Annotated in this window: 17 protein-coding genes; 15 read left to right on the top strand and 2 right to left on the bottom strand. The window is 71.5% G+C overall.

What is annotated here, in order from left to right; all coding sequences use genetic code 11:
- The first annotated feature begins 104 nt into the window (after positions 1-104).
- The gene (locus LNW72_RS07025) at positions 105-914 is read left to right on the top strand and encodes a sigma-70 family RNA polymerase sigma factor (protein WP_250974598.1); all 810 of its coding nucleotides are present in this window, start codon (positions 105-107) and stop codon (positions 912-914) included.
- 65 nt (positions 915-979) lie between these two features.
- On the opposite strand, the gene LNW72_RS07020 is transcribed toward LNW72_RS07025, so the two are convergent.
- Entirely contained in the window at positions 980-2,050 is a 1,071-nt protein-coding gene (locus LNW72_RS07020; protein WP_250974597.1) for a helix-turn-helix domain-containing protein, read from the bottom strand.
- Positions 2,051-2,665: 615 nt separating this feature from the next.
- On the opposite strand from LNW72_RS07020, the gene LNW72_RS07015 reads away from it, so the two are divergent.
- The 7 genes from LNW72_RS07015 (at position 2,666) to LNW72_RS06985 (ending at position 10,822) form a co-directional block, all read left to right on the top strand.
- The gene (locus LNW72_RS07015; protein ID WP_250974596.1) at positions 2,666-3,505 is read left to right on the top strand and encodes a hypothetical protein; all 840 of its coding nucleotides are present in this window, start codon (positions 2,666-2,668) and stop codon (positions 3,503-3,505) included.
- Positions 3,493-4,974 (top strand): NADH-ubiquinone oxidoreductase-F iron-sulfur binding region domain-containing protein, encoded by a 1,482-nt coding sequence (locus LNW72_RS07010; protein ID WP_374117164.1) that lies wholly within the window; start codon positions 3,493-3,495, stop codon positions 4,972-4,974. Before LNW72_RS07015 ends, LNW72_RS07010 begins: the two co-directional genes overlap by 13 nt.
- 157 nt (positions 4,975-5,131) lie before the next feature.
- On the top strand, positions 5,132-6,178 hold the full coding sequence (locus tag LNW72_RS07005) for an SCO0930 family lipoprotein (protein WP_308401898.1): 1,047 nt from the start codon (positions 5,132-5,134) through the stop codon (positions 6,176-6,178).
- A 161-nt stretch (positions 6,179-6,339) separates the two neighbouring features.
- On the top strand, positions 6,340-6,759 hold the full coding sequence (locus LNW72_RS07000) for a hypothetical protein (protein ID WP_250974593.1): 420 nt from the start codon (positions 6,340-6,342) through the stop codon (positions 6,757-6,759).
- Between the two features lie 240 nt (positions 6,760-6,999).
- Positions 7,000-7,947: an alpha/beta hydrolase gene (locus LNW72_RS06995; protein WP_250974592.1), complete on the top strand. Its 948-nt coding sequence runs from the start codon at positions 7,000-7,002 to the stop codon at positions 7,945-7,947.
- Complete coding sequence (locus tag LNW72_RS06990) at positions 7,944-9,311, top strand: PLP-dependent aminotransferase family protein (protein WP_250974591.1); 1,368 nt, start codon at positions 7,944-7,946, stop codon at positions 9,309-9,311. The genes LNW72_RS06995 and LNW72_RS06990 overlap by 4 nt, the downstream gene beginning before the upstream one ends.
- Before the next feature lie 134 nt (positions 9,312-9,445).
- Positions 9,446-10,822: a class I adenylate-forming enzyme family protein gene (locus LNW72_RS06985; RefSeq protein ID WP_250974590.1), complete on the top strand. Its 1,377-nt coding sequence runs from the start codon at positions 9,446-9,448 to the stop codon at positions 10,820-10,822.
- Here LNW72_RS06985 and LNW72_RS06980 read toward each other — a convergent pair.
- Entirely contained in the window at positions 10,817-11,473 is a 657-nt protein-coding gene (locus tag LNW72_RS06980; protein WP_250974589.1) for a 4'-phosphopantetheinyl transferase superfamily protein, read from the bottom strand. The genes LNW72_RS06985 and LNW72_RS06980 overlap by 6 nt on opposite strands.
- Positions 11,474-11,489: 16 nt before the next feature.
- Between LNW72_RS06980 and LNW72_RS06975 the strand changes: the two genes are divergently transcribed.
- The 7 genes from LNW72_RS06975 (at position 11,490) to LNW72_RS06945 (ending at position 18,282) form a co-directional block, all read left to right on the top strand.
- Positions 11,490-11,741 carry a phosphopantetheine-binding protein gene (locus tag LNW72_RS06975; protein ID WP_250974588.1) on the top strand — a complete coding sequence of 84 codons (252 nt, stop codon included), beginning with the start codon at positions 11,490-11,492 and terminating at the stop codon, positions 11,739-11,741.
- A 101-nt stretch (positions 11,742-11,842) separates the two neighbouring features.
- Positions 11,843-13,495, top strand: a complete 1,653-nt coding sequence (locus LNW72_RS06970; protein WP_250974587.1) for a class I adenylate-forming enzyme family protein — start codon at positions 11,843-11,845, stop codon at positions 13,493-13,495.
- A complete protein-coding gene (locus LNW72_RS06965) occupies positions 13,492-14,781 on the top strand; it encodes a beta-ketoacyl-[acyl-carrier-protein] synthase family protein (RefSeq protein ID WP_250974586.1) in 1,290 nt (429 codons plus the stop codon). The genes LNW72_RS06970 and LNW72_RS06965 overlap by 4 nt, the downstream gene beginning before the upstream one ends.
- Complete coding sequence (locus tag LNW72_RS06960) at positions 14,774-15,280, top strand: L-2-amino-thiazoline-4-carboxylic acid hydrolase (protein ID WP_250974585.1); 507 nt, start codon at positions 14,774-14,776, stop codon at positions 15,278-15,280. The genes LNW72_RS06965 and LNW72_RS06960 overlap by 8 nt, the downstream gene beginning before the upstream one ends.
- Positions 15,281-15,335: 55 nt before the next feature.
- The gene (hppD, locus tag LNW72_RS06955) at positions 15,336-16,406 is read left to right on the top strand and encodes a 4-hydroxyphenylpyruvate dioxygenase (protein WP_250974584.1); all 1,071 of its coding nucleotides are present in this window, start codon (positions 15,336-15,338) and stop codon (positions 16,404-16,406) included.
- 48 nt (positions 16,407-16,454) lie between these two features.
- Positions 16,455-17,378 carry a phytanoyl-CoA dioxygenase family protein gene (locus tag LNW72_RS06950; RefSeq protein WP_250974583.1) on the top strand — a complete coding sequence of 308 codons (924 nt, stop codon included), beginning with the start codon at positions 16,455-16,457 and terminating at the stop codon, positions 17,376-17,378.
- Positions 17,379-17,385: 7 nt separating this feature from the next.
- The gene (locus tag LNW72_RS06945; RefSeq protein ID WP_250974582.1) at positions 17,386-18,282 is read left to right on the top strand and encodes a prephenate dehydrogenase/arogenate dehydrogenase family protein; all 897 of its coding nucleotides are present in this window, start codon (positions 17,386-17,388) and stop codon (positions 18,280-18,282) included.
- The last annotated feature ends 67 nt before the right edge of the window (positions 18,283-18,349 follow it).

Raw genomic sequence — 18,349 nt, 5'->3', positions numbered from 1 at the left:
CTGTGGAACGACTACGGTTCGGCGCACGTCCCACGGAACACGACTACGGAGCCGGGGCCGCATCCGGAAAGAACTCCGTAGTCGCTCGATTGTGCGAGGTGGCAGTGCTGGGCTCTCGCGAAGCCGCGAACGACCGGGAACGCACGGTGGCGCAGGACGCCGTGCCCTCCGACGAGGAGCTCACCCGGCAGCTCAAGGACGGCTACGGCTCAGGCACGGCCAACCCGGCCGCGGGTGACATCCTCTACCGCAGGCACCGTGAGGCCGCGCTCGCGTACGCGCACCGGTGCTGCCGTGACTCGCACGACGCCGAGGACCTGGTGTCGGAGGCGTTCATCCGCACGTTCCAGGCGGTGCGTTCCGGGGCCGGCCCGCAGGGGGCCTGGCGGCCGTATCTGCTCACGGTCGTGCGTCATACGGCCATCGAGTGGGGTGCGGGTGACCGCAAGGCGCTGCTGACGGCGGACTTCGAGTCGTGGTGGCAGCAGTCGGCGGCCGGTACCGATCCGCAGCAGCATCTGCTGGCCAGCGAGGACCGGCAGTTGCTCGTGCGCAGTTTCAACACGCTGCCCGAGCGCTGGCAGGCCGTTCTGTGGCACACGCTCGTGGAGAACGATTCCCTGCCGGAGGTCGCCGCGCTGCTGGGCATCACTCCGAGTGGTGTCACGTCGTTGGCGTTCCGGGCCCGTGAGGGGCTGCGCGAGGCCTATCTGCACGCGCATGTCGACAGTGTGGGCGACGAACGGTGCCGTCACTTCAGTGCCATGATCGGTGCGGCGATACGGCGCAGCGGCGCTGTCCGCAGCCGTGACCTGGCGCGGCATCTGGCGGACTGCGATTCCTGTTCGCGGGCCTACACCGAGCTGCTCGACCTCAACGCGACGATGCGCACGGCGGTCCCCGCCGGGTTGTGACGCGCCTCCGGCGGATCACGGATGGCTCCGTGATCCGCCGGGGCGGGCCGGCCGGCCCGGGTGGGTCAGAGGCCGTTGACGCGTGCTTCCCGTGCGACGACCAGTGGACGGAAGCCCACCGCGACGGTTCGCGCCCTTCGGGTGACCCGGGAGCTGCGCCGTCCTATCTCCGCCATCAGCCGGCGGCTGCGCAGGGCCATCTCCAGTTCGAAGCGGGTGCGGGGGTCACGCAGTCCCTGTCCGAACAGCTTCTCCAGCTGGCGCATGCGGTAGCGCACCGTTTGGGGGTGCACACTCAGGGCTTTCGCCGCCTCCGGTGCGCCGCCGCCTTCGAGCCAGGCCAGCAGGGTCACTTCCAGCCGTTCGCTCTGGCGTGGTGTCAGTCCTGCGAGCGGCCGCAGCCAGCGGGCCGCCAACGCCTTGGCCAGGGGTTCGTCCTGGAGGAGCAGCAGGGTGGAGAGGTGGTCGTCGACGAAGACGGGCCGGGCGTCGGGTCCTCCGGGGGTGGGGGTCAGGGTCAGCAGGCGTCGTGCCCAGCGCAGTGACGATGCGGCGTCACGTACCGGGACGGAGTGTCCGACGGCGGTGGAGCGGCCGCGCAGGGCGGCCTCCAGTGCGCCGCGGGTGTCCGGGTCGGGGCTCGGTATCAGCAGGCACGGTCCGTCGCCGCCCATGCCGACCAGGCAGTCGTCCAGGGTCGCCGCCAGTTGGTGGGCCTCGCCGGGGGAGCTGACGGCGACGGCCCGGACGGTGTCGGGCAGTGGCCAGCCGGCTCTGCGGGCCAGTTCCGGGAGGACTGCGTCCGGTACCTCGGTGGCACCGGTCAGTGCGTTGAACAGCTCCTGGCGTGACCGGTCGAGGGGTGCCGCGGTGGTGGGCAGCTCCTGGGGGATGTCTTCGTCCTTCGGTGGCTTCCGGTAGCCGAGAGCCGTCAGCAGGGCTTCTTCGAGCCCCTGCCTGACCGATTCGCGGCCCATGTCCTGGAGAAGGTCGGCGAAGCCGGGAATTTCATGCCGAAGCGCCTCGACCATCTCATCTGCCAGTGACGGGAGTTCCTTGCGCAGAACGCGAGTCCATTCGCCACGGGGGAGGGACCAGATGCGGTTAAGAAGTTCGCACATCTCTACCTCGTTCATGCCGGGGTAAGACCTGCCTGGGGGGAGGACAGGTCTTGCGGAGGTTGCCTCCATCGCCGTCGTCCTTGTCCGGCGAAGGAGTTGAGGGTCCTCCTGCGCCCTCCTAGAGGTTGCTTCCCGCCGATGGTCCCGGAGTTTTACCGGGTCTTTACCACCAGGGTGCGGCCGTGCCGGTTTAGACCCGGCCCGGCCGGAACCGGAAGCACTTGGTTGAGCATCTTCCGCAGTTGCACACCGTGACGACGACGGGGAAGCAGGAACTTGTCACGATGCGATAAATCTTGTGGAGATGCTGGGAAGTTGAGCGATGCTGCTGCACCCCGGTCACTGCTCGTCGGCTGTGGAGGCGATCCCTCCGAGAATCCGCACCGGAGCCGGTCCGACCGCCGTCGTGTAGCGGCGAGTTCCGGCTCCTCCTGTCCCCCGTGCGGGCCTGTGCTGCCCCGGGTCCCACCAGCTGCCGCCAGGCAGCGCCGATATCAACCCCCTGGGCTCCGGGTGCGACTTGCAGTGCTCGGTACCCCCGCTCGGGAGGCTTTCCCTATGCCCTTGTCCCCCACGCAGTTCCCCCGCCCGAACGGCTCGCGCCAGTCGGGGCGGTCACACCGAAGGAGAATGAGCGCCGGAGCGGCCGCCGGCGGACGGCGAGCCGTCCGCCGGCCTCCTTTGCTGTCCGGCGCCGGCAGCCGGCGTCCGGTCACCGTCGTCACGCTCGCTCTGGTGATCCTCATCGCGTTGGCCGTCGCGGGCAACGTGGGCGCGTTCAGCAGGCCGCTGGACTTCCTGGACTTCGGAGCGGGGGTCCTCTCGCTGGTGTCGCTCACCGCCACCGTGCTGTGGGGCCTGGCCGCCACCGACCGGCTGCTGCTGCACTCCAGCCACCGGCTGCTCGCCCAGGGGGTGCACCGGGGTCTGGCGAGCAGCGGTCTCGGCTTCCTCGCCCTGCACATCTGGGTGAAGGTGCAGCGGCAGGAGACCAGCGCGGGTGCCGCGGCCGTGCCCTTCACGGACGGCCGCCAACCGCTGCTGATCGGGCTCGGCACCCTCGCCGGGTATCTGTTCCTGACCGTGGCGGTGACCGGCGCGGTACGCAGCGCTTTCGCCTCCGGCACCCGCTCGCGCTGGTGGCGGGCCCTGCACATGGGCGCCTATCCGGCCTGGGGCGCGTCGCTGCTGCACGGCCTGAAGGCCGGCCGGCCCGCCAACACCTGGGTGACGGTGTCCTACGTCCTGTGCCTGCTCGGCATCGTCCTGGTCCTCACCGTGCGACTCAGAACCCGGCAGAATCGCACCGCCGTCGGACCGCAGGCCGCACCGACCGCCGGCTACCGGGTCGTCCCACCGCGTGAGCCGGACCGCCCGCCGCGAGCCGCTCTCTACGTGCCGCGCCAGGACACGGGCACCATGGACCGCTCCGGCGGGCGGGTCGACAGCACCGCTGGATGGCGGCCGTGAACGGCCCCCGTCCGGCGATCGGTTGTGTCGGACCGCCGCGGGTGCTCGCCGGACTGGACGAGGTGCCGCGGCTGGACCGTGTCACGCATCTGGCCGTGCACGGCTCGCTGCCGCGGCTGCGGCCGGAGGAACTGCTGGCGCTCGCCGAGGACATCGACCTGCGCGGCCGCGGGGGAGCGGGCTTCCCGTTCGCCCGGAAACTGAAGTCGGTGACCCGGGCGGCCGAGAGCCGGGACGGCCGCACGGCCGTCGTCGTCAACGGCAGCGAGGGCGAGCCCAGCTGCCTCAAGGACACGGCGCTGCTGCTGCACTCCCCGCACCTGGTGCTCGACGGAGCGCTGCTGGCCGCCGCGGCACTGAACGCCGAGGAGGTCGTCGTCGGGGTGACCAGGACCGACGTCGAGCAGTCCGTTCAGGACGCCATCTACGAACGCGGCCCGGTCGGCCTCAAGCTCCGGGTGACCCTGCTGCCCGAGCGCTTCGTCACGGGGGAGAGTTCCGCGCACGTCAGCGGGCTGAGCAACGGTCCCGCGCTGCCCTCCGGGCGTTCCATCCGGACGAGCGACCGGGGCCTGGGCGGTCTGCCCACCCTGCTGTCCAACACCGAGACATACGCCCAGCTCGCCCTCGCGGCACGGGTCGGCGCACTGGGCTACCGCTCCGTAGGCCTGCCGACGGAGCCGGGCACGCTGCTGCTGACCGTCGCCGGAGCCACGGTGATGGAGACACCGACCGGTGTCCCGCTGTCGTACATCCTGGAACTGTGCGGGCTCGGCCCCGGCCAGGGTGTGCTGATCGGCGGCTATCACGGGAAATGGCTGGACCCGTACTCCGCGAAGGCGGCGGAGATCTCCCGGGAGTCGCTGGTCTCGTACGGCGCGGTGCTCGGAGCGGGAGCGGTGCTGCCGCTGCCCGAGGACACCTGCCCGGTGGGCGAGGTCGTACGGGTGGCCCGCTGGATGGCCGGCGAGTCCGCGGGCCAGTGCGGGCCCTGTGTACTGGGGTTGCCGGCGCTCGCCGACGCCCTCGAACAGGCCGCCCACGGCGGCGGCATGGCGGCGCTCGACGCCGTGCGGACCCGGCTGCGCTCGGTCCTGGGCCGCGGCGCCTGCAGCCACCCCGACGGGACCTCGCGCTTCGTGGAGTCGGCGCTCGCGATGTTCCCTGACGACTTCGACGACCACGCGCTCGGCAGCGGCTGCGGCCGGCCGGTGCTCGGCACCCTCCCGCTGCCCGCCGATGAGACCGCCGTGGCGCCGGCCGCCGAACAGACCACCGAGCGGCTGCTCGTGGACTGGACACGGTGCCAGGGGCACGGCCTCTGCATGGACGTCCTCCCCGAGATCATCCAGCTCGGCGCCGACGGCTATCCGGAGAAGGCGTCCATGGACCTGCCCGGACGGCTGCGCCCGAAGGCGCTGCGCGCGATACGCCGCTGCCCCGCCCTCGCGCTGCGCATCCAGGACTGAGAGCGCGGGGCGGCTCGACCGTCCGTGCCACGACGGCAATCACCGTCCCCACGTGTGCAAATGCCGTGCTCCCACGCAGCGTTCAATCGCTCGGTTCTTGCCCTGATGTGACAAGTTTTGAATCGGCTGAACGCCCACCAGGGTTCCCCCCGTATCCATGAGCAACGGCGAGCGAAGCCGCCGGACCGAATGCGAAGGAGCAGTCATGGTAAACAGGCGTCGAGCGGCATTCGCTGGAGCGGCCACCGTGGTCTTTCTGCTGACGGCAGGATGCGGCAGCAGTGAAAAGACCGGCAACAACGCCCAGGGAGCCAATGTCCAGCCCGCTGGAGACAGCAAGGACATAGGGACTGGATACGGCTCGGACTACGGTGCGAGCAGTACGGGCGGATACGGCACGGACGCCCAGGCGGGCGCGAAGAAGGGCGAGCCGGCCAAGGAACTGGCGGTGCGCAGCGACGGGAAGCTGGGTCCGATCGTCACCGACAGCAAGGGGTTCACCCTCTACCGGTTCGACAAGGACACCGCCCAGCCGCCCAAGTCCAACTGTGACGGCGCCTGCGCCATCACCTGGCCCGCCGTACCGGCCGACGACGCGACCGCCTCCGCGGGCATCAAGCCCGAGCTGCTGGGCGAGGTCATCAGGACCGACGGCAGCCGCCAGCTGACCCTCGCGGGCTGGCCGGTGTACCGCTACGCCATGGACACCCAGGCCGGTGACACCAAGGGCCACGGGGTCGGCGGGACGTGGAACGCACTGGCGCCCGACGGCAAGAAGGCCGGACAGCAGGCCGCCGCAGCTCCCGCCCCCAGCCCCAGCCAGACGCAGAGCCAGGTCAGCGACGTCCCGCTGTCGGTCACCGACAACGACGAGCTGGGCAAGATCATCGTGGACGGGAAGATGCGGACGCTCTACCGCTTCAACAAGGACAGCGCCTGGCCGATGAAGTTCGCCTGCCTCGACGCCTGCCTGAACACCTGGAAGCCCGCCAAGCCCGTCGACAAGACCAAGGTGCGCGGAGTGGCGACCAAGCTGGTCGGCACCGTCACCCGGCCCGACGGAACGAAGCAGCTCGCCATCGACTGCTGGCCCGTCTACTGGTTCACCGGGGACGAGAAGCCCGGTGACATCAACGGCCAGGGCAAGATGGGTCTGTGGTTCGCGGTCACCCAGGGTGGCAAGAAGGCCGGCGCGGGTTCCTGACACCCGCCCCCGGCGCCCATCCGCACGGGGAGGACCGGGCCCGGTCACCGGGCCCCGGCCTCCCCGTGCGGGCACCCTCCCCGCGCGGGGAGAAGAAACAGAGTCCCGGAACGACGGAATCCCGGAATTCCGACCGAATCAATGGGGTTGATGTGCCGAATATGCGACGGGGACGTGTTGTCGCGGCGCTGTGTGTGGTCCTGCTGAGCGGCTGCGCCGGAAATGCGCACACGAAAACCACGGCGGCAGCAGTTCCCACCACCGCACCGGTGGTCGCCGGCCCCGCCTCGATACAGCAGATCGCCGCTGTTCTCGGCTGCAAGGCCGACATCAGTGTGGTCGCGACGGAACTGCGACAGGGTTCGTGCCGTACCGACCAGGGCGAGTTCCGCATGCTCACCTTCGCCGCGGAAACCGGCCAGCGCGACTGGCTGACCGAGGCTCAGGCGTACGGCGGCATCTACCTCGTCGGGACCCGCTGGGTCGTCACGGCCCAGTCCCAGGAGGCCCTGAAGGGCCTGCGCGCGACACTCGGCGGAACGATCCAGGCGGCATCGGGGCACACGGGCCACGGCGGCTGAGCTCAGCTCAACCGTCCGCCCAGTACGGCGAGTTCGGGCGTCGGCCGGCGCAGACCCCTTCCGGCCAGGAGGGTCCGGAGGCGCCCGACCCAGGGTGCCTGCCGCGGTGTCGGCCGAAACTGCTGCCAAAGCGCCGACCGGACACATGGACACCACCCGTGGTGAGCGGGTGTGCTGGAGAGCGGCTTCCCGCGGGTCCCCCAGCCGCCCGCCCGTTCGTCCGCTCCCTCTGGAGGGCATGTGTCGCTCCATCCCCAAGTGGAGACCCTGCGCGCGCGTCTCGCCGCCGCCGGGACCCGGCCCCTGTACACACTGGATCTCGCCGAGGCGCGTGCGGCGGACCTGGCCGCCGCCCGGTCCGCCGGCGGGGTCCCGGAGCCCGTCGGGAGCGTCCTCGACGCCGAGATCCCGGGGCCCGGCGGGCTGTTGCCCGTCCGGGTGTACCGGCCGGAGTCCGACGGCCGCCCGCTCCCCGTGCTCTGCTACTTCTTCGGCGGCGGCTGGACCCTCGGCACGCTCGACACCTGCGACGCGATCTGCCGCAGGCTCGCCAACGCGGCGGGCTGCGTCGTGGTGTCGGTGGGCTACCGGCTCGCCCCGGAGCACAGGTTCCCCGCCGCGCTGTACGACTGCCGGGCCGCCGTCGAATGGATCGCCGGGCACGCCGACGTGCACGGCGGCGACGGCTCGCGGCTCGCACTGGGCGGTGACAGCGCGGGCGCCAACCTCGCCGCCGCCCTGACACTGCACCTGCGCGACCACGGAGGCCCGCCGATCGCCGCCCAGTTGCTGGTGTACCCCAACACCGACCATCGCGCCGACACCGCGTCGAGGCGCGAGAACCAGGACCCGGTGTTCTTCAACCACCGTTCGGTGGACTGGTACTGGCGGCACTACCTGGCCGACCCGGCGCACGGCGCCGACCCGTACGCGTCACCCCTGCGCGCCGGAGACCTCGGCGGGCTGCCACCCGCGCTGGTGATCACCGCGGAGTACGACCCGCTGCGGGACGAGGGCGAGCAGTACGCCGAGTGCCTCGCCGCCGCCGGGGTGCCGGTGACGCTGAGCCGGTACGACGGCATGATCCATGGATTCTTCGCGATGCCGGGGGAGTTGGACGCCGCCGCCACCGCCCAGGACGAGGCGGCCGCGTTCCTGGCCGAACGGCTCGCGGAGGTGCGCGTATGACCTCGCCGACCCCCGCCGGAGACGCCGTGCTGCGGATCGAGGACCTGCACGGTTCGCTCCGCGACCCGGTGCTCGACGCGATGAACTTCCTCAACGAGGTGGTCTCCCGCTACCCCGAAGCCATCTCGTTCGCGCCGGGCCGCCCCTACGACCCGCTGCTCGACCCCGCCGTCATCACCGACTGCCTCACCGCCTATACCGACCATCTGCGACGGGACGGGGGACTCGGCGAGCCGCAGATCAGCACCCTGCTCATGCAGTACGGCCCCACCGCCGGCATCATCCGCGAGCCGATCGCGCGCTCGCTCGCCGAGGACGAGGGCATCGACGTCCCGCCCGAGGCGATCGTGGTGACCGTCGGCGCCCAGGAAGGCATGCTGCTGGTGCTGCGGGCCCTGTGTGCCGGGCCCGACGACGTCCTCCTCGCGCCCTCGCCCTGCTACGTCGGCATCAGCGGCGCGGCCCGGCTGCTCGACATCCCGCTCTTCCCGGTCCCGGAGGGCGAGCACGGGATCGACGCCGCCGACGTCGCGGCCGCCGCCCGCCGGGCCCGCGCGCAGGGGCTGCGGCCGCGCGCCCTGTACCTCGTGCCCGACTTCGCCAACCCGTCCGGCGTCTGCATGACCGTGCCGGCCCGCCGGGAACTCCTGGCGGCGGCGGGGGAGGAGGGGCTGCTGATCCTGGAGGACAACCCGTACGGGATGTTCCGGGCCGACGCGGAGAGCACCCGGCCCACCCTCAAGGCGCTGGACACCGACCGCCGGGTGATCTACCTCGGTTCGCTGGCCAAGACCGGGTTCCCGGGAGCCAGGATCGGCTATGTCGTCGCCGACCAGCGCGTCGAGGGGCCCGGCGGGAGCACACTGCTCGCCGACCAGCTCGCGAAGGTCAAGAGCATGACGACCGTCAACACCCCGGCGCTCAGCCAGGCCGTGATCGGCGGGCTCCTGGTGCGGCACGGGTTCCGGATGCGGACCGCGTCGCTGGCCGCGGCCGCCTTCTACCGGGAGAACATGGCCCGGCTGCTCGACGCACTCGACCGGCACTTCCCCGAACCGGAGCGCACCGCACGGGGCATCGACTGGAACCGGCCCGAGGGTGGCTTCTTCGTGGTGCTGTCCGTGCCCTTCGACGCGGACGAGCGGGCCCTTGAGCGGTCCGCCGGGCGGCACCAGGTCCTGTGGACGCCCATGAGCCCGTTCTACATCGGCGGTGGCGGCGTGCGCAGGCTGCGGCTGTCCTGCAGCGCGGTGCCGCCCGAACTCGTGGACGAGGGCGTCCGGCGATTCGCTGAATTCGTCGCGGAGTCGGAATCCCCGGCTGTTCACCACCCGGTGGCGACCAGCATTTCCGCCGTCGGCTGACGTAAATTCTGCCGGTACTGCGCCGGCAACCGCAGCTGTAACGCATGGACTGCCGGAACCGCTTGAGCGAAGCTTGAAGCGTCCTGAGGCGACCGCATCAGGTGGCTGTCCAGTCAGGTGAATGGGAAGTCCGCGTGGACGTTGACGAGCTGTTTCTCGCCGGTCCGGCCGATGAGCCGGTACTCCGGCTCGGAGAATCCATCGAACGTGGCCGGCTGCGGAAGCTGGTGTCGGAACGGCAGAAGCAATTGCGGGACGCCGGGCTGCACACCGGGGGTTCCGTCGCCGTTCATCTGCCTCCTTCGCTCGAATTCATCGCCCATGTGCTGGCGGTCTGGAAATCCGGTGCGCAGGCCATTCTGGTGGACCACCGCTTCACCGCATTCGAAGTGAATTCCTGTGTCGAGCGGCTGGCTCCGCAGTTCATCGTGGAGCCGGCCGAACCGGCCACCGGCATGATGCGCGGCTTCCGGGACACCGGAAGCGTCATCAGGCCGCTGGACGGCGGCCGCGCGCCCGGGACCGGGCACGCCCTCATCCAGTTCAGCTCGGGTTCCACCGGCCCCTCCAAGGTCATCGGCCGCACGGCCGCGGACCTGGTGGCCGAGGTCGAGCGCTACACCCGGATCGACGGCTTCCCGGGCGCCGGCCACCAGGTGGTGATGCTCGCGTCGATGACCAATGTGCTCGGCCTGGTCGGTGGCCTCCTCAACAGCCTGCACACCGGCGCCGAGATGGTCATACCCCGGCACACCGGCAAGGACGGCATCCTGCGCACCCTCGTCGAGGCGACCGCACCCACCGTGCTCATCGGGGTGCCCTCCCAGGTCGACCTGCTGGCCCGGGTGGCCGACCCGCCCGCGCTGCCGCTGTTCCGACGGGTCATCACCGGCGGTGAGCTGGTCCGCGACGCGCTGTGGAACTCCTTCGCGCAGCGGTACGGGGTACGCATCGGCACGATGTACGGGATGACCGAGGCCGGGGTGATGGCCGTCGACGTACTCGGTGAGCACCGGCCGGCCCTGCTGCCCGCACCCGGCCATGAACTCCGGTTGGAGAACGGCGAACTGATGCTGCGGCAGCCGGCGTCGCCCTATCTCGGCGACCCCGACCCGAGCCGGTGGTCGGACGGCTGGCTGCACACCCGGGACGCCGGGACGGTCGACGCCTCCACGGGACGGGTGACCGTCCTCGGTAGACTCGACTCCCAGGTGTCGGTCGGCGGGCTCAAGGTCGATCTGAACGAGGTCGAACAGACACTGGCCGGTGCGCCGGGCGTGACCGAGGCGGTGGTCGTCCACGACGGTGCGATCCAGGCGTTCGTGGCACTGGACGGCGGAGGCACCGGTGCGCCCGAGATCGAGGCCTATCTGAGACAGCGGCTCGCGGGCTACAAACGGCCCCGCGCCGTCTACGTCCTGCCGGCGCTCCCGCGGACCAGCAGCGGCAAGCCGATCCGCAACGCCGAGGCGCTCAACGCCTCCCGGCCCGGCGCGGCGGCCCCGTCATGAGCCGCCCGCAAGGGGCCAGGGCCTGCACCCCGCGTATCCCGATCCGTAGAGCCGCAGCGGCAGTCCGGCGGGGGACCCCTGCGCCGCCACTGCCACGACCAGGCCGTACGGCGCCGGCGGCAGGGCCAGTGAGAGGTCAGGACCGCCCGGCAGCGGCGACAGCTCGTCCGCGTCCGCCAGCAGCTCCGGCGGCACCCGCCGCCGCAGTCCGCCGCCCCGCAGTCCCACGCCGAGTGCCTTGCCCAGCGCCTCCTTCGCCGTCCACAGACGAAGGAAGTCCGGGGTGCGGCCGGCCGCGGGGCGGTCCGCCAGCCACTGTGCCTCGGCACGGTCGAAGTAGCGCCCGGCCAGCCGCAGCGCGGGCAGCGTGCGCACCAACTCCAGATCCACACCCACTCGTCCGGACCGGGTGAGGGCCACGGCGACCACATCGTCGCAGTGGCTGATGCTCACCTGAAGTTCCGCCCCGTCCGCCCGGGTGAGATACGGGCGGCCCAGTCCGTCGCGCTCGATGCGCGCCGCAGCCGGCGCCCCGAGCAGCTCGTCCGCGACCCGCACCAGTAGTCGCCGGGCGGCGTCCCGCCGGTCCCCGCAGGCCGGGGCCAGCACCACAGTGACCGCGTTCGGATCCATCGCCGGGCGCGCAGACATGAGAGGCAGTACACCAGTGAAGGACGACATTAGCCAGTTCCTCATCTCGGCCCTGATCAAGATGAAGTACGACCCGGAGACGGTCAGCGGGTCGAGCTCGCTGGGGCCCGCCGGCATCGACCTCGACTCCCTGGGCGTGGCCGACCTCGTGATGCAGCTGGAGGACCGCTTCGGGGTGCAGATCGACGAGGACGAGTCCGAGCGCTTCGCGATGATGACGATCGATCAGATCGCGGCGGAGTCGGCGAGCCGCCTCCAGGCCGCCTGACGCCTGTCCGGCCGATCACGAACGGCCCGCCGGCGCTCCCCGGAGAGCCCCCGTCACCCTGTCCAGCCCCTCCTGTTCGACCCTCACAGGGAGAAAGCCACATGACCGTCCGACAATTGCGAGCCCAACTCGCGGCCGACCAGGAGCTGGGCGTCGGCAATGTGCTCAGCACCCTGGTCGCCCGCGCCGGGGAGTCCGCCGAGTCGGCGCTGACGTTCGACTCCGAGGTCGACGGGCACCCGGCCTGGCAGCGGCTGACGCTGCCCGACCTGGAGCGTGCCGTCACCGCCCGCGCGGCGTGGCTGCACACGTGGGGGGTGCAGCCACGCGACGCGGTCGCGGTGTTCGTCTCCACCGCGGCCGACCACGTGCTCGCCTATCTCGCGCTGGCCAGGATCGGGGCCATCCCGGCGCTGCTCAACGCGAACATGGACGGGACCACGGCCCGCGCCTACATCGGGAAGGTGGCGCCCCGCGCGCTGCTCACCGACGCCGCGCACCGCGCACGGCTCGGTGACGGGGAGTTCCCCGGCCTGCTGCTCGGTGACATCGCCGAGACCGGCACCGGCGACCCGGCCCTGGCACCCGGCCAGTACCGCTTCCACCCCACCGACGCCGCCGTCATCACCCACTCCTCCGGGACCACCGGGCTGCCCAAGCCCGTGATCGCCACCCACGCCAGTCTGTTCGCCGCCTCCCGGCACCGGCTCTCGCTGCCCAAGCCGCGCACCATCGACCGGATGCTCAGCGCCCTGCCGGCCAACCACGCGGCGATGGTGATCGCGGTGACGCTGGCACTGTGCAGCGGCACCGAGCTGATGCTCGTGTCGGAGCAGGACGGCCTGAAGGTCCTGGAGGCGGTGGACCGCTGGAAGCCGTCGTGCGTCTTCGGTTTCGCGGCCACCTGGCCGCAGCTGGTCAACCGGGACCTGAGCGCGTACGACCTGGACAGCGTGCAGATGTGGTGGAACACCGGGGACGCCGCGCACGAGGCGCACATCAGGAAGCTGGTCGCGGTCGGCCACCGGCTGGTCGCCCAGCGCGGCGGCGGGATCGCCCGCAAGGAGGGCGCCACCTTCATGGACGGCCTGGGCTCCAGCGAGATGGGCCACTCGATGTTCTTCATCACGCACACCGCCGAGACCGACCGCTACAACCGGTGCATCGGCAAGCCGCACGCGTTCGCCGAGGTGGCCGTCCTCGACGAGCTGGGCGAGCCGCTGCCGCCCGGCCGGATCGGTGAGCTGGGCGTGAACGCGCCCACCGTGTCCCCCGGGTACTGGAACGACTCGGCCACCACCTACCGCACCCGCAGGGCCGGCTACTTCCTCACCGGGGACCTCGTCTACCGGGACGAGGCCGGCTACTACTACCACGTCGACCGGGTCGTGGACACGGTCGCGCTGTCCGGCGGGCGCTATCTGCACACCGCGCAGTCGGAGGAACAGATCCTGGCCCGCTGCCCGGAGGTGTCCGACTGCACCGTCATCGCGGTGCCGGGCCCGGACGGTGCGGTGACCACCGAGGTGCTGGTGAGCATCCTCCCCGGCGCGAAGGCCCCGGCGGACCTCGACGAGCAGGTGCGCGGCGCCCTCGACGAGCATGTCGCGGCCACCGTGCGGAGCGTCGTGGTGGTCGACGACGAGGACATCCCGCACGGGCCGACCGGCAAGGTCCGCAAGGTCATTCTGCGCGAGCGCTACAGCCAGGCGAAGGCAATGCCCGTGATCGAGCAGGGAGTTGAGACGGTATGAGCGTACGGTCGGAAACGGGTGTGGTCGTCACCGGTATCGGTGTGGTCAGTTCCCTGGGGCGGGACCTCGTGGACACCTTCGACGCCCTGTGCGAGGGGCGCTCGCAGCTCTCCCGGCCCACCCCGGAACTGGGTGAGCAGTCCCTGGTCGAGGTGGTCTCCCAGGCGCCCGACATCGACCCGGCCGAGGTGCTGAAGCCGCCGATCGACCCGGGCGTCGACCGCTTCCTGATCCTCGCGCTCGCCGCGGCGGAGCAGGCGATGACCGACTCCGGGCTGCGGATCGGCGAGAACGCGGACCCGGAGCGGGTCGCGGTGATCACCTCCACCGCCGGCGGACCGCTGCGGACGTACGAGGAGCAGGCCGCGGCGCGCCGCGAGCGCGGCCGCAGCGCGGTCAGCCCGTATCTGTGCCCGGGGATGATCCCCAACATGTCGGCCGCCCGGATCGCCATCAAGTACGGCATCCGCGGCTACAGCCTGCTGCTGTCCACCGCCTGCGCCGGGGGCGGCCAGGCCGTCGCCGAGGCGTTCCGGCTGATCCGCGAGGGCGAGGCGGACGTGGTGGTCTGCGGCGGCTCCGACGCGCCGCTGCACCCGACGGTCGCGGCCGCGTTCGTCAACGCCCGTTCGCTGGCGAACGGTTACGACGACCCGACCAAGGCGAGCCGGCCGTTCGACCAGGACCGCAACGGCTATGTGCTGGGCGAGGGCGCCGCGATGTTCATCCTGGAGCGGGCCGAGCACGCGGACGCCCGTGGCGCCGCCGGATACGCCGATGTCATCGGCTGGGGCGCGACCACCGACGGGTACCACGTGACCAAGCCCCGCCCGGACGGCTCGGGCGCCGCGGCCTGCATGCGCAAGGCCGTCGCGCGGGCCGGGCTGCGGCCCGAGGACATCGGATACGTCAACGCGCACGCCACCAGCACCGGTCTCGGCGACATCGCCGAGGCGCGGGCGATCCGGGCGGTGTTCGGCGACGAGACCCCGCCGGTCAGCTCCACCAAGTCCGTCACCGGCCATCTGATGGGCGCCTCCGGGGCGTTCGAGGCCGCCGCCACCGTGCTGGCCGTCGCCCACGGCACGCTGCCGCCGACGTTCAACCTGGACCAGGTCGGCCGGGGCTGCGAGCTCAACCACGTCCGTGGAAAGGCGTACCGGACCGAGGTGCGGGCGGCGCTCTCCAACTCCTTCGGATTCGGCGGGCACAACATCTCGCTGGCCATCGGCACCCCCACCACCCGGGGCCGGCGCCTCGCCGACGGAACGCGCAGCGATGGCTGAGCGGGCAGGCGACCTGCCGCTGCACAAGTTCTGGTGGCTGCACGACGCCCGCTGGTACCAGGGCGTGCTGAAGCGGTACGGGCAGGAGGCGGCCAACGAGATCAACGCGGAGGCGATGCTCTTCGTGGCCCGCCGCGTCGCCCGCTGGTACACCGCCCGGCACGACGTCGACTTCGAGAAGCTGCCGATGGACGAGTTCGTCGACCGGTTCAAGGAGATCCCCCGGGTCATGTGGCCCGAGGACATGACCAACTACCAGCACCACGCGGTCGGTCCCGACACCTTCGAGACCGTGGTCACCGAGCACTTCGCGCTGAAGATGCTCAAGGCCGCCCGGTCCTTCGACAGTTACCGGTGCCCCTGCCTGGAGATGCGGGCCGGCTGGTTCGAGGGCATGGGACTCACCGTCGAGGACAGCCGCAGCGAGTGCATGACCAGCGGCTCGGAGGTCTGCCGCTTCCGCGCGACCGTGCGTCGCACCGACCCGGATCCGGCCTGAACGGGCGCGCGAACGCGCCCCGCCGGAACATCCCGTCCAAGGGAGAACCACACTCATGATCGCAGGTATTGACCACGTCGAGTTCTTCGTGGGCGACGCCCAGCAGTCGTCCTTCTACCTCTGCGGTGCCTTCGGCTTCCGGCTGTGCGCCGAGGGCGGCCCGGAGACCGGCCTCACCGGACACCGCTCGCTGCTGCTGCGCCAGGGCGGGGTCCGCCTCGTGCTCACCTCGGCGCTCACCGCGACCGCCGAGGCGGCCGGATACGTCAGCCGGCACGGCGACGGTGCGGCGGTGATCGCCTTCGGCACCGATGACGCCAGGGCCGAGTTCCACGCCGCCGTCGAACAGGGCGCGGCCCCCGTGCGGGAGCCGGCCGAGTACGCGGACGCCGGTGCCCGGGTGGTGATCGCCGAGGTCGCCGGGTTCGGTGATGTCGTGCACCGCTTCGTGGAGCGGCACGGCGACCCGGACGCGTTCCTGCCGGGCCGGATGCAGACCCTCGCCCCGGACCCGGAGGACGGGGAGTCGCTCTTCGAGCTGATCGACCACGTGGCGGTGTGCGTGGCGGCCGGGGAACTGGACCGTACGGTCGCCCACTACGAGAAGGCGTTCGGGTTCGCCCAGGTCTTCGAGGAGTACATCGAGGTGGGCGAGCAGGCGATGAACTCCAAGGTGGTGCAGTCCCCTTCGGGCGGCGTCACCTTCACGATCCTGGAGCCCGACACCACCCGCAGGCCCGGCCAGATCGACGACTTCATCGGCCGGCACGGCGGCGCCGGAGTGCAGCACCTGGCCTTCCTGGCGCCCGACATCTTCACCGCCGTGGACCGGTTGCAGCAGCGCGGAGCCCGCTTCCTGGCCACCCCTGACGGCTACTACGACGGCGTCGCGGGACGGATCGGGGCCACCACGGTCGACGCGGCGGAACTGCGCCGCACCAACGTCCTGATCGACCGGGACCACTGGGGCGAGATCCTGCAGATCTTCACCCAGTCCATGCACGTGCGGCGCACCTACTTCATGGAGGTCATCGAGCGGCGCGGGGCGCGCAGCTTCGGCAGCGGAAACATCAGGGCGCTCTACGAGGCCGTGGAACGCGACGGTTCGAGCGCCGCGGCGGTCTGAGCGCCGCGGCGGTCAGAGCGGGGAACAGGACAGCGGGGAAGGCAGTTCATGGACGCGGGACAGACGGAATTCAAGCTCACCGACGAGGAAGCGGCACTGCTGCCGACGGACGACGAAGTGCGGCAGTACGCCGAGCGCGGCTGGTACCTGTCGCGCAAGCTGTTCACCGACGACGAGATCGACGTACTGACCTCGGCGAGCGACCGGTACTACGCGGGCCACCGGGACCGCACCCTGCCGGTCCGGCCGGCCAGGCTGGCGTACTGGACTCCTGAGGACGGGCCGGTCCAGCGGCACAACGACTACATCCACTACGAGGACGACCGGATCGCGGCGATCCTGCGCAAGCCGCTGCTCGGGGCGGTCGCGGCCCGGCTGGCCGAGGCCGACGAGATCCGGGTCTTCCAGGCCACGATGATCTACAAGCCGCCGCGGCCCGACGAGCGCACCAACCTGGTGCCCTGGCACTTCGACAAGCACTACTGGGCCACCTGCACCTCGGAGCGCATGCTCACCGCCTTCATCCCGTTCCACGACTGCGGAACCGGGATGGGCACCATCACGATGATCGACGGCAGCCACCGCTGGCGCGAGGCCGGCGTCGTCGACAGCGCCACCCGGCACTTCGCCGAACGGGACCGCTCGGAGCTGGACCGGATGCTGGCCCAGAACGCCACGCACAACAGCACCCAGGTCACGAAGGTCCCGATGGACATCCCCAAGGGCCATGTCAGCTTCCACCACTGCCGGACGTACCACGGCAGCGGACCCAACCTCAGTGACCGGCCGCGCCGGGCGATCTCGCTGCATCTGCAGGACGGCGCGAACCGCCACCGGCCGTTCCAGCTGTCCGACGGAACACCGGTGGAGTACAACCACGACGTCCTCGTCCGCCGTACGCCCGCGGGCGAACCCGACTACTCCGACCCCGCGTTCTGCCCGGTCGTCTGGCGTACCGGCACGGGACGCTGAGCCGCCGATGCGAACGGTGGCGGTGGTGGGCGGCGGGCTGATCGGCACCTCGATCGGCATGGACCTGCACGGATGCGGGGTGCGGGTGCACATCATCGACCGCGACCCGGTGACCCAGGCGGTGGCCGCCGAACGCTGCCGGGGGTACGAGGGCGCACCACCGGAACCCGCCGACCTGGCGGTGATCGCGGTGCCGCCGGGCGCGGTCGCTCCGGTGCTGCGCGAGTGGCAGTCGAGCGGCCTGGCCCGCTGCTACACGGATGTGGCCAGCGCCAAGGAGTCCGTGCACCGGGCCGCCACGGCGGCGGGCTGTGCGCTGGACGCCTTCGTCGGCGGCCACCCCATGGCGGGGAGCGAGCGACCCGGACCGTACGCGGCGCGCGCCGGCCTCTTCACGGGCCGGCCCTGGGTGCTCACCCCGGACCGGCACACCGGGACGGCCGCACTGTCCGCGGCCCTCGCGCTGGTCGAGGCGTGCGGGGCTCGGCTGGTGGTGATGGGCCGCGCCGAGCACGACCGGGCGGTCGCGACGACCTCGCACGCGCCGCATGTGGTGGCGAGCGCCCTGGCCTCGGCGGTGGGCGCGGCCCCGCAGGAAGTGGTCGACCTGTGCGGGGCGGGGATCCGGGACGCGACCAGGATCGCCGCGGGCGAGACCGGACTGTGGAGCGACATCCTCGGCAGCAACGCGAGTGCGGTGGCGGCGGCACTGGAGCCGCTGATCACCGAACTCACCGACGCGCTCGTCCAGTTGAGGGCGGTCGCGGGCGCTCCGCCCGGATCCCCGCCGCGGGTGCTGGCCGGGCTGCTGGACCGCGGCGGGGAAGGCCGCGCCCGCATCATGACGGCCCAGCCGGCCGCGGCCCCCGCGCCGCCACCGGTCACGGTCCCGTCCTACGCCTAGCCCCGTGCTGCGCCCGGTCCGTCCCACGCCCCGTCCCGTCCTGCACCCAGCCCTGAACGACGAGCGG

This window comes from Streptomyces sp. RKAG293 (assembly GCF_023701745.1).
Classification (GTDB): domain Bacteria; phylum Actinomycetota; class Actinomycetes; order Streptomycetales; family Streptomycetaceae; genus Actinacidiphila.
This window is presented reverse-complemented; position numbering and strand designations above follow the sequence as displayed.